The organism is Hahella sp. HN01, from assembly GCF_018986435.1.
Lineage (GTDB): Bacteria > Pseudomonadota > Gammaproteobacteria > Pseudomonadales > Oleiphilaceae > Hahella.
In genome coordinates, this window is record NZ_JAHMIN010000009.1 from 110144 (window position 1) to 124476 (window position 14333).

Consider the following 14333-nt stretch of genomic DNA (forward strand, 5'->3'; position numbering starts at 1 on the left):
AGATTAAATTTCGGTGCAAGCCAGTCCGTTTTTATGCTAAAAAATACGTGTTTTCCGAAAGGAAAACTGTTGGCGAGAGACCTTCCATCATAATCGGCTTTCCATGTATTCATCCGTTACTTCCGCAAGCTCATTTGAAACCCGCAAAAAATTGCTCATTGAAGAAATGGCGAAATTCTTGCCTTCGGATTCCATCATCGCCGATGAGGAAACGTTGCGGGTTTATGAATGCGACGGCTTGTCCGCTTACTGCGAACGCCCGTTGCTGACTGTATTGCCGGACTCTGTGGAGGACGTGCAAAAGATTCTCAAACTTTGCCACCGCTGGGGCGTGCCGGTGGTCGCCCGCGGCGCCGGAACAGGCTTGTCGGCGGGCGCCACACCGAGCCCGGATGGGATTTTGCTGTCCCTGGCCCGCTTTAACCGGATACTGCGCATCGATCCGGAAGCGCGCACCGCGACGGTGCAGCCCGGCGTGCGGAACCTTGCGATAAGCCAGGCGGTGGAGCCTATGGGGCTGTTTTACGCGCCTGATCCATCCTCGCAAATTGCCTGCACCATTGGCGGTAATCTGGCGGAAAATTCCGGCGGCGCCCACTGTCTTAAATACGGACTCACCGTTCATAACGTGCTGGCGTTTGAAATGCTCACCGCGGAAGGCGAAAGAGTGCGCGTAGGCGGGCAGGGGCTGGATAATTGCGGCTTCGATCTGTTGCCGTTAATCATTGGCTCGGAAGGACTTTTGGGCGTCATCACCGAGATTACCGTTAAGCTGCTGCCCTCTCCAGACGCCGCACAGGTGATCATGGCGGCGTTCGACAGTGTGGAGAAGGCGGGCGACGCGGTCGCGGGGGTTATCGCCAAAGGGATAATTCCCGCCGCGCTGGAAATGATGGATCGTTACGCTATTCAGGCGGCGGAGGATTTCGTACGCGCCGGCTATCCAACCAACGCGGAAGCGCTCCTGCTTTGTGAAATTGATGGCGTGAGAGAAGAGGTGGTGGAGTATGTGGAGCAGGTGGAAGGCCTGTTTCGTGAGCTCGGGGCCGTCGCCGTGCGGACGTCCCAAAGCGATGCGGAGCGCGCTTTGTTGTGGAAGGGGCGCAAGTCCGCGTTTCCAGCAGTAGGGCGTATTTCCCCTGACTACTATTGCATGGACGGCACTATTCCCCGCAGTCAGTTGTCCTATGTGCTGACGCGAATGCGGGAAATGTCGGAAGAATATGGGCTACGCGTGGCGAATGTATTTCACGCTGGCGATGGTAATTTGCACCCATTGATTATGTTTGACGCCAATGTGCCGGGCGAGTTTGAAAAGACGGAAGAGTTTGGCGGCAGAATTTTGGAGCTGTGCGTCGCCGTCGGCGGTTGCATCACGGGTGAGCATGGTGTTGGCCTGGAGAAAATACGGCAAATGAGCGCGCAGTTTTCAGAGGCGGAGTTGGAGCAGTTTCACGCTGTGAAAGACGCGTTCGATCCTGGCGGGGTTTTGAACCCAGGCAAAGGCGTTCCCATATTGCGCCGATGTCAGGAGTATCGCTCGATAGGCAATTAATAGTGTGGGCGGAAGTTCCGTCCCGGATGAACATATATAAATGACGGACATAGCTGACAGACTGGTCGACCAAGTGATGACCGCCAGAGCGGCGAGTCGGCCTCTGATGATACGTGGCGGCGGCAGTAAAGCATTCATGGGGCGCGCCGTCGCCGGCGAGGCGATGGACCTAAGCGAACATAGCGGCGTCGTGGATTATTCCCCTTCTGAACTGGTGATCACCGCCAGAGCCGGCACACGCATCGCTGACGTAAGGCGAGCACTGGACGAGCAAGGCCAGATGCTGCCGTTTGAACCGCCTGAATATGAGGGACGCGCGACGCTGGGCGGCGCTTTGGCCGCCAACACCTCGGGGCCGGCCCGCCCCTGGCGCGGCTCTGTGCGCGACGCTCTGCTGGGAACCCGCATTATCAACGGCAAAGGCGAACACCTGCGATTCGGCGGCGTAGTCATGAAAAATGTCGCGGGTTACGACTTGTCGCGGGCGCAGTGCGGCGCCATGGGATCGCTGGGCGTCATTACGGAACTCAGTATCCGGGTGATTCCCAAACCGGAACTGGAAACCACGCTGGTGCAGGAATGCAATGAGGCCACGGCGATCACTAAAATGGTGGAATTGTGCCGACAGCCGCGGCCGTTATCAGCCGTGTGCTGGACGGGCGGCCGCTTGTACTTGCGCCTGTCCGGCGCGGAGCAGGCGGTAGCCAGCACTATCGGTTATTGGGGCGGCGAATTGCTGGAGCGGGCGGCGGATTTCTGGCGCCAGATTCAGGAGCAGACGCATGAATTCTTTGAAGGCGAGACGCCTTTATGGCGCTTATCCGTCAAACCTTCCGCGCCGCCGTTAGGAAATGACGCGCCGGTGCTGCTGGATTGGGGCGGCGCTTTAAGATGGGTGCGGGCTGAATCATCGTTAACGGCCATGGAGCGTTATGCGGTTTCCGCTCAGGGTCAGGCCAGCCTGTATCGTCATGGCGACCGTAACGGCGAAGTCTACCACCGGCTCTCACCTCCGCTGCGGGCGTTGCATCAAAGATTAAAAGCGGCGCTGGACCCCGACGGCATATTCAATCCAGGCAGGCTGTATTCCTGGCTTTAGTATTTATCCGGATTTGAAGCGAGCGAGTCCGGGACTCAAAGGTCACTGATGAAAACCGAAATCCACGCTAAATATAAGAACACGCCAGAAGGCGATGAAGCGGAAAAGATTATTCGTTCCTGCGTGCACTGCGGCTTTTGCAACGCCACGTGCCCTACCTATCAGGAGCTGAGCGATGAGCGGGATGGCCCTCGGGGACGCATCTATTTAATCAAGCAGATGCTGGAGACGGATGAGGCGTCGGAAAGCACCCGCCTGCATCTGGATCGTTGCCTGACCTGTCGAAGCTGTGAAACCACCTGTCCCTCCGGCGTTGAATACGGCAAGCTGCTGGATATCGGCCGTGGCGTGGTGGAAAAGAAAGCGCCCCGCACCTGGCGTGAGCGTCTGTTGCGCAAAATATTGCTTCTGCTTTTACCTTACCCGCAGCGGTTTGGCTTCCTGATTGTCGTCGGACAATGGGTGAGGCCGGCGCTACCAGAATATCTGCGCAAGAAAATTCCTGAGAAGCAGGTGCCGATCACTTGGCCGCCCCAACGTCAGCCCAGAGTGATGATGGGGCTGCACGGCTGCGCCCAAAGTGTCACTACGCCCAACACAAACGCTGCGGCTGCGCGGGTGCTGGACCGGCTTGGCGTCAGTCTGATCGCCTCAAACGAGGCGGGCTGTTGCGGCGCGGTCAGTTATCATCTGGGCGCGCAGGATGAAGGCAAGCGTCTGATGAAAAAGAATATTGACGCCTGGTGGCCGGCCATCGAATCAGGATTGGAAGCCATTGTTATTACTGCTTCAGGGTGCGGCGAACTGGTGAAGGAGTACGGGCACATCTTAAAGGACGATCCCGAGTACGCGGAAAAGGCCCATCGAGTATCGCAAATGACCCGTGATCTTAGCGAGGTGGTGGCGGCGGAGGACCTGTCCGTCCTGTCTATAAAAAGGAACTACTCGAAAATCGCCGTGCATTGTCCTTGTACGTTGCAGCATGGACAAAAATTGCCGGGGATCGTAGAAAAGATTCTGACCGATGTAGGGTTTGATCTTGCTTCAGCGCGCGACAAGCACCTCTGTTGCGGGTCCGCCGGCGCTTATTCGCTGCTGCAACCGAAGATGAGCCGTCAACTATTAAAGAAAAAGGTGGCGGCGCTGGTGCAGGATGATCCTGACACCATTGTCACCGCGAATGTAGGGTGTCAGTTGCATCTGGCGTCCGAGGCGAGGGTGCCAGTCAGACACTGGATTGAGATCATGGATGAAGCGCTGGGATAAGCCAGAATTGAAGCGGAGAGGCAGGCGTTACGCCTGCGCTCCCATCAGTGTCTGTTTGGGTTTACGTAATTTCAGAACAATGAAGATACCGGTGTAAACCACCGCGATGCACCACAGCGAACTCATCAAGGTATACGCCAGATAGAGGCACACCAACACTCCCAGGCCTGGCAAAACACGGTCCTTGCCTTGAAACAGGCGCACGGCGGACAGCATCGTCAGCAGGTAAACCAATACGATCATGCCGTTAGCCATGCGAATCAGCTCCTCCAACGGAACCTGTAACACGGAGAACACAAGCAGGCTCGCCACGCTGGCGATGGACATGGCGAACACCGCATTCGCTGGAGCGCCATGGCGGTTGACCTTACCCAAAGCGGGATAGGTCGCGCCATCCTTACCCAGGCTCCATAACATACGGGAAGAGCCAGCCAGATAGATATTCATGGTTGCCACGCAGGACAGGAAACCAAACAGCCCAATCAGCAGCTTGCCGTGTCCGCCGATCAGCGCATCGAACAGATAAACCATGGCGGGACCGGAATAATCTGCGCCCAGCGCGTAGTGCAGCGTCACCCAGCTGCCCATCCAATACACCAGTCCGACCAGCGCCACGCCGATAATCAGACACAGAGGAAAGTCCCGCTCGGGATTTTTGAACTCCGTTGATAGGTGAGCCAGGGTTTCAATGCCGATAAAACTCCAGAAGGCGAGTCCCGCCGCCGCGCCAATCTGGCCCCAGTCGAAAGAGGTCGGTTCAGCAGGGATTGGCGGTATGACGTCTAACCAGGCCAGTACGGACAGCAGCACCACAATGCCGCCGACGCTGAAGGCGATGGTGGTTTGTAATGAACCTGACAGCTTGACGCCTCTCAGGTTGACCCACAGCATGCCCGCCACTAGCGCCAGTTTGACGGCGAGGAGTTCAGCCGGCGTCAGCGCCACCAGAGAGGTGAGAAACCAGCCCGCCATTTCCATCGCCGCGGGCAACCCTACCGGCACCAGGGCCAGTAATACCCAGCCTACGATGCGGCCTTGAGTCGCGCCAAAGGCGGAATGCACATAGTGGGAGGCGCCGCCGGCGTGAGGATAACGTTTACCCAGTCTGGCGAAAGCGAAGGCGATGGGAATAATGGCGAACACCAGCAAGCCCCATCCCCACAGCGCGTTGGCGCCGGACTGTTTGACGGTGAGCTCGGGAACGATAAAGACGCCGGTCCCCAAGAGGGCGGACACCAAGATGCCAAGACCCTGACTGAAACTGAGCGAGCGGTGGAGCGACTGCATGATAATTTTCCTCGAGGTGTTGCGGGGTCTATGGACAGCGTCGTGCTGTCAATGACGAAACGGCGACGGACCTTTGTAATAATAATCAAATCCCTCGTTGCAAATTGCGGCTTTACGCCGCCAAAATGCCGGTTTGATCGGCATAACGTCGGCGCGTCGCCAAAATGCGGGTGAAACGGCGCTTGATAGTTGATTTGTCGAGTATTTTAGTGGGAGAGCCTGTGGACAAATTCGATGAAAAAATTCTTCAGTCATTGCGTGAAAATGCGAGACAGCCAGTATCCGCCATTGCGGAGAAAGTAAGCCTGTCCCGCTCGGCGGTGACGGATCGTATCCGCAAAATGGAAGAGACGGGAATTATCCGCGGCTACCAGGTGCTCGTCACTCAGGCTCGGGAGGACCAGGTCTCGGTGTATCTGGAAATCAGCTATAACGAAATTCAGTGTACGGAAATGGCGCAGATACTCAGAACCATTCCTGAAATCAAAGTGTGTCATGGGGTGGCCGGGGACACGGATATGATGCTGTTCCTGAAGGCGCCGAACATGGCGCGGATTCATGAAATCCGCGACCGTCTTACCTCGATTCAGGGGGTGGGGAAAATCAAAACCCACGTTGTGATGTCTGAGTACATCAATGAATTTCTTAATGCCTGAGGGCGCTTAACCATAGCCTCGCGCCATGAGCACGCCGCATAACGGAATAAGCAGAACCAGCAGCATTTGCGCATGGATTGCGCGGGTGACTATGCGACGGGCGTCGACGCTAAATTCCGGCGTTTGTCCGGCCTGAATCGGCTTGCGCCAGCGCAGAAACTGCACTGTTGGATAAATGGAAATCAGCCCGGCGATGATGAACATCGCAAGCTTGCTCCAAAAGAAGAAGTTGGAAAAATAGTACGCCTCGCCTTTCTCAAAAAATACCCTCGCAAACCCGCTTGCCAGGACTGTCATCGCGCTAAGCCCAAACCAGCGGTCCGTCGCCAACAACGCCTTGGCGGTGTCCAGTGACCAATTCATACTCAGGATTTTCCGCTCTTGCAGCAACAGACTGACCAGCGCAAAGATGCAAATAAAGTGGAGCCAGGTTAGAGCGATGGGAAGGAACATGACGTGATTTCCTATTTATGTTGTCGGCGAAAACATTGTGCGTCTAAAATGTTTTCTGTGTCAACAATGTTGACGCTTGTGGTTTTGCGCCCCACACTTATCAGAGATATCCGGTTTGAAGCGGAATTTAACGCTTAACTTCGGAAGCATCGCACGAAACGGCGTTAAGCTGCTGTGGATCATGGGAGAGACTTTGAGATGGATTTATCCTGAACCAATAAACACAAATAAGTAGAAGAGAGTAAGGTGAGTAATTTGAGAGAAGCTGTCGCAGGCGTTGACGCGCACCAGCCCTACCATCACGGCAACCTAAGGAATGAGTTGCTGGACAAAGCCCTGGCGCAGCTCAAGCAGGTCGGGCCGGACAAGATCAGTCTGCGTGCGCTGGCGCGTGAAATCGGCGTGTCGCAAACTGCCCCCTATCGCCACTTCGCGGATAAAAATGCATTGCTGGCTGCCCTGGCGGCGCAGGGATATAGAGAACTGCAGCGGGTAACCCAGGAAGCCGCTGACGCGCATAACGACCCATCGCAACAACTTTGCCATTCCGGCAATGCCTATATTCAGTTCGCGCGAGATAACCCTGAACTCTACAAATTGATGTTCGGCCCTGTGATCGCCTGTCCGATGGACTATCCGGAGCTGGCGGAAGCAGGCAGCAGCGCGTTTCAGGTTATCCTTAACATCGCCACAAAAGGCGTGAGCGAGGGCGTGTTCACTGACCGGGATGTTTCTCTGATCGCCCACGCCGCCTGGTCAATGGTGCATGGCATCGCCAGTCTCTGGATAGATGGAATGTATAAATGCACGGAGAGCAGCGGCGAAAAATCGATGATTCTGGATTCTCTGAAAATCTCGCTGTACGGAATTTTGAAAAGGGACGGGGATTAAACAGGCGGGAGATGAAATTTGAAAAACGGCGGGAGAATGTCCCGCCGTTTATGCGATATGGGGTTCGCCGTCAGACGTTAAAAGAATGAGCGAGCTTCTTCGCCACTAACTGATTTTTCAGCTTCACGTAATCCGGCACGCCGTTTTTGTAAGGCGGGTAGGACTCGCCCTGAATCAATGGCTGCAGGTAGCGGCGCGCTGCTTCAGTAATGCCGAAACCATCCTCGGTGATGAATTCTTTCGGCATTTTCTTTTCCACGTTGGCGATCTTCGCCAGAGGCGCTTCGCCAATCGACCACTTATAGGGGCTGTCCTGCTCCCTCACAATGACCGGCATGACCGCATTTTTACCCGCCAGGGCCAGATCCACGGCGGCTTTGCCTACGGCGTAGGCCTGATCCAGGTCGGTGGCGGAAGAGATGTGGCGGGCGGAGCGCTGCAGATAGTCCGCTACCGCCCAATGGTATTTATAGCCCAGCTCGCTTTTGATCATATTGGCGATGAACGGCGCCACGCCGCCCAATTGCGTGTGCCCGAAAGCATCGGTGACGCCAGCGTCGGACAGGAAACGCCCGTCCGCATATTGCGCGCCTTCCGATACCACGATGGCGCAAAAACCGTCGCGCTTGACCACTTCATCCACGCGTCTGAGAAAGCTGGCTTTATCAAATGGCGTTTCCGGGAACAGGATAATCTGCGGCGCCCCGCCTTCTTCGCGCTGCGCCAGTCCCGCTGCCGCCGCAATCCAGCCGGCGTGACGCCCCATTACTTCCATGACGAATATTTTGGTGGAGGACTCGCACATGGATTGGATATCCAGGGAGGCTTCCATAATCGAGGTGGAGATATATTTGGCGACGGAGCCGAACCCAGGACAGCAGTCGGTGATAGGCAGGTCGTTGTCGACGGTTTTGGGGATGCCGATGCTGATGATCGGGTAACCCAGCTGCTCGCTGATCTGAGAGACTTTGTAGGCGGTATCGGAGGAATCGTTGCCGCCGTTATAGAAGAAGTAGCCGATATTGTGAGCCTTGAAGACTTCGATCAGGCGCTCATATTCAGCTTTGTGGGTTTTGATGTCTTTCAGCTTGTAGCGGCAAGAGCCGAAAGCGCCGCCGGGAGTATGTTTCAGCGCGGCGATGTCCGCGTCGCTCTCCAGGCTGGTGTCGATCAATTCTTCACGCAATGCGCCGATAATGCCGTTGTGGCCAGCGTAAACTTTGCCGATTTTATCGGAATGGGCGCGCGCTGTTTCCAGTACGCCACAGGCAGAAGCGTTGATGACCGAGGTCACACCGCCGGACTGCGCATAAAACGCGTTTTTAACCGTCATATTCGTTGTCGCCTCTCGTCGTCTTATGGGCGCGAATCATACGCGAGTTTAATGCCATTTTCATGTCCCTTTACAGGCGCTGACGGGCGTTTGACCGGGTAGTCAACTAACCAACGCCGGGCGTTTGGCGTGCAAATTCGCCTGCGTTTTATCACTTTGCCTGCAAAGCAGGGCATGTTATTTGGAGCAACCGGTGATTCAGGATTGCGTAATCAATGAGCTGCTCGCCTGCCTTTGCCAACCGCGCTTGGAACGGATTTTCTTAAATTTACTCAATACATAGGGCCATTTCCGGTCCGACGCTGGCGCTTAGGGAACCCGTCAGTAATAATTGACCGATATGCGCCTGAAGCTCAGTTTTCTGACGTTCAATTCGCAATCTGCGCCAAACAGACCGCCTGCGTGGGCGGCCGGACGGATGAGACACTGATTCTTTTCACTGATTAAAAGATAGCGATTAGCAAGAAACATGCATGTACACATACTAGGCATTTGCGGGACTTTCATGGGTAGCCTGGCGTTGCTCGCCAAGGAAATGGGATACAAGGTCAGCGGGTCCGACAAAAATGTATATCCTCCCATGAGCACTCAGCTGATGGCGCAGGGAATAGAGTTGCGCGAAGGGTATGACCCCTCCCACCTTGATCCCAAACCCGACCTTATTATTGTCGGTAATGCCATGAGCCGGGGTAATCCGCTGGTGGAGTATGTTCTGGATAAGGGGCTGCCTTACACCAGCGGCCCACAATGGCTGGCGGAGCACGTGTTGCAGGAGCGCTGGGTATTGGCGGTGGCTGGCACTCACGGTAAAACCACCACCACCAGCATGCTGGCCTGGGTGCTGGAGCAGGCCGGTCTGGCGCCGGGCTTTCTGATCGGCGGCGTTTCCCAGGGATTTGATGTCTCCGCCAGACTGGGCGATACCTCCTTTTTCGTCATCGAGGCGGACGAATACGACAGCGCTTTCTTCGACAAGCGCTCCAAGTTTATTCATTACCGTCCGCGCACCCTGATCATCAACAACATGGAGTTTGATCACGCGGATATCTTCCGCGATCTCGGCGATATACAGCGCCAGTTTCACCATGTCGTGCGCACCGTGCCGCGCCAGGGGCTGGTGATTACGCCTACGCAGACGCCCGCTGTTGAGGAAACGCTGGCGATGGGATTGTGGTCGCCGCGGCAGACATTCTCTTTGAGCGATGATCAAGCGGACATTCGGGTGGAGTGTCTGATAGAAGACGGCAGCCGTTTCGAAGTGTTTTTAAACGACGAGTCATGCGGCGTCGTGGAGTGGGGCATGAGCGGCGCTCACAACGTACAGAATGCGTTGGCGACCTTGCTGGCCGCCCGTCATATTGGCATTCGGCCGCAAAACGCGATTCCTGCGCTGTCCGATTTTCCCGGGGTTAAACGCCGCCTGGAAAAACTGGGCGAGCGCAACGGCGTGGTTGCCTACGACGACTTCGCTCATCATCCCACTGCGATTCAACTGACGTTGGAAGGACTGCGCAAACGGGTTGGCGATGCGCCGATCTGGGCGGTCATCGAGCCGCGTTCCAATACTATGAAAATGGGCGTGCATCGGGACACTTTGTTGGCGTCTGCGGAGCTGGCGGATCACGTGATCTGGGCCAATCTGGATAGCTACGAATGGCTTGATGAAGCGGTGCGTAATGCGTCGCCCAAGCACCAGTGTGTGGGCAGTGTTGACGAAATCACCCGTTTGCTTGCCGACGTGAAAGGTCCCGCACATATTGTCCTCATGAGCAATGGCGGTTTCGCGGGATTACCTGCGAAACTGAAAAGCCTGCTCGCCGAAGAAGAGGCGGTGTCGTCGTGACGTTCAAGGAGCCGATTACCATTGCGATTACCGGCGCCTCCGGCTTTCAGTACGGCTGGCGTTTGTTGCAGGTGTTGCTGCAAAAGCATCATCAGGTTTATTTGATGGTGTCGAAGGCGGCCTATGTGGTCGCCAGTGTGGAAGCCGATATCAAGCTGCCCGGTCAGGCGGCGAAGCTGGAGCAGACGTTGACTGAAGAGTTTGACGCAGCGCCAGGCCAGCTGCGCGTATTTGGGAAAGAGGACTGGATGTCTCCCGTGGCTTCCGGCTCAGGCTCTCCAGCGAGAATGGTGGTCTGTCCCTGTAGTACGGGAACCCTGTCCGCCGTGGCCACTGGTGCGAGTAATAATCTGATTGAGCGCGCTGCGGACGTTGTGTTGAAGGAGCGTAAGCAACTGATTCTGGTGCCGAGAGAAAGCCCGTACTCCACGGTGCAACTGGAAAACATGCTGAAGCTATCGCAAATGGGCGTCACGATTATGCCTGCATCTCCCGGTTTTTATCACAAGCCGGCGTCTGTGGAGCAGATGATCGACTTCATCGTCGCCCGCATTCTGAATCATCTCGGCATTGACCAGGATCTGACTCCGGCGTGGGGCAGGGCCTCCTCGACTCCCGGCGACGACGAATCCTGATCTGACGTCGTCCGCCTGTCTTAAAAATCAAATATTGCGAGCAGCATTATGAGTATTGATTGGAACGTGACTCCCGCCGCAATCTGGCGACAATTCAAAGGCAACCTGCGCGCCGTACGTGAAATTGACCCTGTGCGTTTTGATGAGCTATTGAACGTAGATCGTCAGAAAACGGCCTTGCAGCGCAATACGGAGCGCTTTCTGGCGGGTAAACCGGCTAACAACGCTTTGTTATGGGGCTCTCGCGGCACAGGCAAGTCGTCACTGATCAAGGCTATGTTGAATGAATATTTCCCTCAGGGATTGCGCGTCATTGAAGTCGACAAAGACGATTTGATTTATCTGCCGGAAATTGTCGATGAAGTACGCGACCTGCCTCAGCGCTTCATTATTTTTTGCGATGATTTGTCATTCGAAGCGGGGGAGAAAACCTATAAGGTTCTGAAAAGCGTACTGGAAGGTTCTATTGAACTGCCGCCGAAAAACGTGCTGATCTACGCGACCTCCAATCGTCGTCATTTGATGCCTGAGTACATGTCGGAAAACCTGGAGACCAAGCTGGTCAACAATGAGATTCACCAGGGGGATTCGGTGGAGGAGAAAGTCTCGCTGTCGGATCGTTTTGGCTTGTGGCTCTCTTTTTATCCGTTCAACCAGGACAGTTATCTGGATATTATCGATCACTATTTTCATGACTACACGGGCGACCGCGAGGCGCTGCACAGGCTGGCGATTCAGTTCGCCACCTCCAGAGGCGGCCGTAGCGGTCGCGTGGCGTTTCAATTCTACAAACAACATAGCGAAAATTAGTCGATGACGTGGCGCAAGCGGCTGGCGTGGGGCGGTCTTATCACCTTGCTGACGCTCTGTATTTTGACGGGAGTGGCCTGGTGGTTTGCGCCGCAGTGGTTGCCGCCTCTGGCGCAGGAGCTGGCGGGCCGCGCAGGCGTCGACATCCGCAAGCTGGAAATTGGACGTCCCGGCTGGGGAGGCTGGCGCTTGCGGGAGGTCGAACTTGGCCTGGATGGCGGAGCCATCGTCTACGGGGAAAACGTCAAAATCGGCTGGCGCTGTTGCCAAAAAATTGAACAATCACTGACTGCGAAAGCGCAACGGATTGTCTATACGCCAGCGGAGAAAAGCACTGCGGAGTCGAGCGCGCCGGTGGCGGTGAGCGCCTTGTTATACAGCGTGGCGCAACGTATTCCCTTTATCACGGTTGAGGTGGAGCAGCTGGAAACACAGGCTGGCGACCAGACGCTGACCGCCAGCCTGTCTCTGGAGCGGACGCTGGAAGGGCTGGATCTGCAGGCTCAAACCCAGTATCAGGATGCGCCATTGGCCGTGTCGTTAAACTGGGTGGCGCCTACGTCACTCTCTCTCAGTCTGGCGAGCGATCAACGCATGACGCTTAGCGCCAAGGGAGAGTTGGGCGATGACGGCGTCTGGCGTTTTAGCGGGGAACATTCTGCGGATTGGGCGGCGTTCCTCGCCGCCATTCGAATGCCGCAAGAGTCCATTACCTCACTGCAGACTTCCGGCGCGCTACAGCTGATGTTTCCAGATGTCATTGGCGGCGCTCCCTGGTCGTTCAGCATCAAGCCCAAGTTCCAAACGCAACTGGCGCAGCAGGATATCAAGATTTCCGGTGAAACGAATATTGAGCTTAATGGCGTGATGACTCCAGAAACCGCGGTGATCCAGCCATCGACGGTTCTAGTCAATGTGCCGCAATGGCCTGAGTCCGCGCCATCGCTGCCTTCGACATGGCAGGTAAGCGTGCTGGAAGCGGTGCGCTGTGAACATCTATCTGCGGAGCCGAGTTGTCCTGGCGCACTGAAACTGGAGTTGCACTCCAAACCAGCGTCGGACATGGAGCCGCAGCTCAATGCCAAGGCGTCGCTGCAATACGCCGCAGCGACAAAGACTGTGGCCGCGGTGCTGCAAACCGATGCAACCCTGACCGATCCCAAATACCCGCAAAAAGTAGAGCTGACGCTGGATGGGCAAGTTAAGTTGGGGACAGAAATTCAGGTGAACCTTAAAAAAGGCGCTCGTATCGCTTGGAGCGGCTGGTCGCTTCAAGACGCGTCAATGGAGCTCAAGGACGGAAACATCGAGCTTGGGAAGACGGCTCTGTCGATGAATACGGGAGCGTCGGGGCAGGGTAAGCCCGCATTTTCCTGGAGCTTAACTACGGATGCTAAAGCCAAAGTCAGCCTGTCTCACAAGGGGCAAAATGCGGAAGTGAACTTGGTGGGCAGGGTGAAAGCGGATGACAAACGTATCGCGCTGGATAAAGGACAGTTGAGCGCATTGGGACTGAGCAGCCCGATCGAAGTGATATACCGGACTGCGGAAAATAAAGGTTGGCTGTCTTACGATGTCGAAGGCAAATTAGCGAACTTCAACTTTATTAAATCCTATATCGCCGCTTTTCCCGAAGCATTGACGATCAGTCTTGGCAAAGTCTCCGCCAGCGGCGCCCTGAACTGGTCAATGAAAGACGCTTTGGCGATTGATGGGCGCTCGAATGTCGCGCTGTCCAATTGGGGAGCGACCTACGAAGAAATTAAAGCGAAAGGCGTTAGTCTGACCTCGGATGTGCAATTCACCGGACAGGCGGCTTCCTTTACTCAGCCGCTGCGCCTCACTGTCGCCTCGGTTGAGGCGGCGGATATGTTGCAGACCAGCGATGCGGCGGCGGAGGTTTCCGGTCGTGTGGAATACGCCAAGGGGCTCACATGCGACCTGCAGTTGGACCGCGCCTCCATCGGGCTTTTTGACGGCAAAGCGAGGCTGGTGCAACCGGCGAAAGTACAATGCCCGTTGACCCACTCCGACTTTTGGGTGGAAGTCTCCAATCTGGACCTGGGTAAGCTGGTTGCGCTGGAGAGCGATAAAATCAAGGCCAGCGGCCGCATTGCCGGTCTGTTGCCGATCACCATAAAGGACGGCGGCGTCATCGCCAATAATGGCCGGATCGCCGCCCAGTCGTCCGGTTCGATAAATCTGGTGGATGTGGACTACTGGCGGGCGCTCAGCGCCGCCAATCCCAGTTTGCAGTTTGCTGTCGATGCGCTGGAGAACTTTAACTACAATTCTCTGGTCAGCCGGGTGGATTACCAACAAAATGGCGTTCTGCTGTTTGATATTGAGCTGGCGGGAAGGAGCGCGAATAAACGCTACTCCGGCGCTCCTATCGCGCTGAACGTGAATCTGCAAACCAATATTATTGATAATCTGCGGAGCATTTTGGTCCCTGGCTCTATTCAGAAAAAGTTGGAAAAAGGGACTTATTAACCGTGGCGGCAG

At 55.7% G+C, this 14333-nt stretch carries 12 protein-coding genes; 9 read left to right on the forward strand and 3 right to left on the reverse strand.

Annotation, left to right across the window (positions count from 1 at the left end):
- Positions 1 to 103 precede the first annotated feature (103 nt).
- Genes KP814_RS10925 through glcF form a run of 3 tightly spaced genes read left to right on the forward strand, consistent with a single transcriptional unit; the run spans position 104 to position 3920 of the window.
- Positions 104 to 1555 carry an FAD-linked oxidase C-terminal domain-containing protein gene (locus KP814_RS10925; RefSeq protein WP_216736801.1) on the forward strand — a complete coding sequence of 484 codons (1452 nt, stop codon included), beginning with the start codon at positions 104 to 106 and terminating at the stop codon, positions 1553 to 1555.
- A gap of 40 nt (positions 1556 to 1595) precedes the next feature.
- Positions 1596 to 2654, forward strand: a complete 1059-nt coding sequence (gene glcE, locus KP814_RS10930; protein ID WP_216736802.1) for a glycolate oxidase subunit GlcE — start codon at positions 1596 to 1598, stop codon at positions 2652 to 2654.
- A gap of 48 nt (positions 2655 to 2702) precedes the next feature.
- Positions 2703 to 3920 (forward strand): glycolate oxidase subunit GlcF, encoded by a 1218-nt coding sequence (gene glcF / locus KP814_RS10935; RefSeq protein WP_216736803.1) that lies wholly within the window; start codon positions 2703 to 2705, stop codon positions 3918 to 3920.
- A gap of 27 nt (positions 3921 to 3947) precedes the next feature.
- Here glcF and yjeH read toward each other — a convergent pair whose 3' ends face one another.
- The gene (gene yjeH, locus KP814_RS10940; protein WP_216736804.1) at positions 3948 to 5207 is read right to left on the reverse strand and encodes an L-methionine/branched-chain amino acid transporter; all 1260 of its coding nucleotides are present in this window, start codon (positions 5205 to 5207) and stop codon (positions 3948 to 3950) included.
- A gap of 221 nt (positions 5208 to 5428) precedes the next feature.
- Between yjeH and KP814_RS10945 the strand changes: the two genes are divergently transcribed.
- The gene (locus KP814_RS10945; protein WP_371824053.1) at positions 5429 to 5863 is read left to right on the forward strand and encodes an Lrp/AsnC family transcriptional regulator; all 435 of its coding nucleotides are present in this window, start codon (positions 5429 to 5431) and stop codon (positions 5861 to 5863) included.
- Positions 5864 to 5869: 6 nt separating this feature from the next.
- Here KP814_RS10945 and KP814_RS10950 read toward each other — a convergent pair whose 3' ends face one another.
- Positions 5870 to 6316 (reverse strand): DUF2214 family protein, encoded by a 447-nt coding sequence (locus KP814_RS10950; RefSeq protein ID WP_216736806.1) that lies wholly within the window; start codon positions 6314 to 6316, stop codon positions 5870 to 5872.
- 246 nt (positions 6317 to 6562) lie between these two features.
- On the opposite strand from KP814_RS10950, the gene KP814_RS10955 reads away from it, so the two are divergent.
- Positions 6563 to 7207 (forward strand): TetR/AcrR family transcriptional regulator, encoded by a 645-nt coding sequence (locus KP814_RS10955; RefSeq protein ID WP_279506898.1) that lies wholly within the window; start codon positions 6563 to 6565, stop codon positions 7205 to 7207.
- Positions 7208 to 7277: 70 nt separating this feature from the next.
- On the opposite strand, the gene KP814_RS10960 is transcribed toward KP814_RS10955, so the two are convergent.
- Complete coding sequence (locus KP814_RS10960) at positions 7278 to 8540, reverse strand: 6-phosphofructokinase (protein WP_216736807.1); 1263 nt, start codon at positions 8538 to 8540, stop codon at positions 7278 to 7280.
- A 469-nt stretch (positions 8541 to 9009) separates the two neighbouring features.
- Between KP814_RS10960 and mpl the strand changes: the two genes are divergently transcribed.
- Genes mpl through KP814_RS10980 form a run of 4 tightly spaced genes read left to right on the forward strand, consistent with a single transcriptional unit; the run spans position 9010 to position 14321 of the window.
- Complete coding sequence (mpl, locus tag KP814_RS10965; protein WP_216736808.1) at positions 9010 to 10383, forward strand: UDP-N-acetylmuramate:L-alanyl-gamma-D-glutamyl-meso-diaminopimelate ligase; 1374 nt, start codon at positions 9010 to 9012, stop codon at positions 10381 to 10383.
- On the forward strand, positions 10380 to 11018 hold the full coding sequence (locus KP814_RS10970) for a flavin prenyltransferase UbiX (RefSeq protein WP_216736809.1): 639 nt from the start codon (positions 10380 to 10382) through the stop codon (positions 11016 to 11018). Before mpl ends, KP814_RS10970 begins: the two co-directional genes overlap by 4 nt.
- 48 nt (positions 11019 to 11066) lie before the next feature.
- Positions 11067 to 11828: an ATP-binding protein gene (locus KP814_RS10975; protein ID WP_216736810.1), complete on the forward strand. Its 762-nt coding sequence runs from the start codon at positions 11067 to 11069 to the stop codon at positions 11826 to 11828.
- A 3-nt stretch (positions 11829 to 11831) separates the two neighbouring features.
- Entirely contained in the window at positions 11832 to 14321 is a 2490-nt protein-coding gene (locus KP814_RS10980) for a YdbH domain-containing protein (protein WP_216736811.1), read from the forward strand.
- Positions 14322 to 14333 lie beyond the last annotated feature (12 nt).

Bases quoted from the DNA above. Each gene is read 5' to 3' on its own strand.
- KP814_RS10925 (WP_216736801.1), top strand. From the start codon at position 104: ATGTATTCATCCGTTACTTCCGCAAGCTCATTTGAAACCCGCAAAAAA.
- glcE (WP_216736802.1), top strand. From the start codon at position 1,596: ATGACGGACATAGCTGACAGACTGGTCGACCAAGTGATGACCGCCAGA.
- glcF (WP_216736803.1), top strand. From the start codon at position 2,703: ATGAAAACCGAAATCCACGCTAAATATAAGAACACGCCAGAAGGCGAT.
- yjeH (WP_216736804.1), bottom strand. From the start codon at position 5,207: ATGCAGTCGCTCCACCGCTCGCTCAGTTTCAGTCAGGGTCTTGGCATC.
- KP814_RS10950 (WP_216736806.1), bottom strand. From the start codon at position 6,316: ATGTTCCTTCCCATCGCTCTAACCTGGCTCCACTTTATTTGCATCTTT.
- KP814_RS10960 (WP_216736807.1), bottom strand. From the start codon at position 8,540: ATGACGGTTAAAAACGCGTTTTATGCGCAGTCCGGCGGTGTGACCTCG.
- mpl (WP_216736808.1), top strand. From the start codon at position 9,010: ATGCATGTACACATACTAGGCATTTGCGGGACTTTCATGGGTAGCCTG.
- KP814_RS10975 (WP_216736810.1), top strand. From the start codon at position 11,067: ATGAGTATTGATTGGAACGTGACTCCCGCCGCAATCTGGCGACAATTC.
- KP814_RS10980 (WP_216736811.1), top strand. From the start codon at position 11,832: ATGACGTGGCGCAAGCGGCTGGCGTGGGGCGGTCTTATCACCTTGCTG.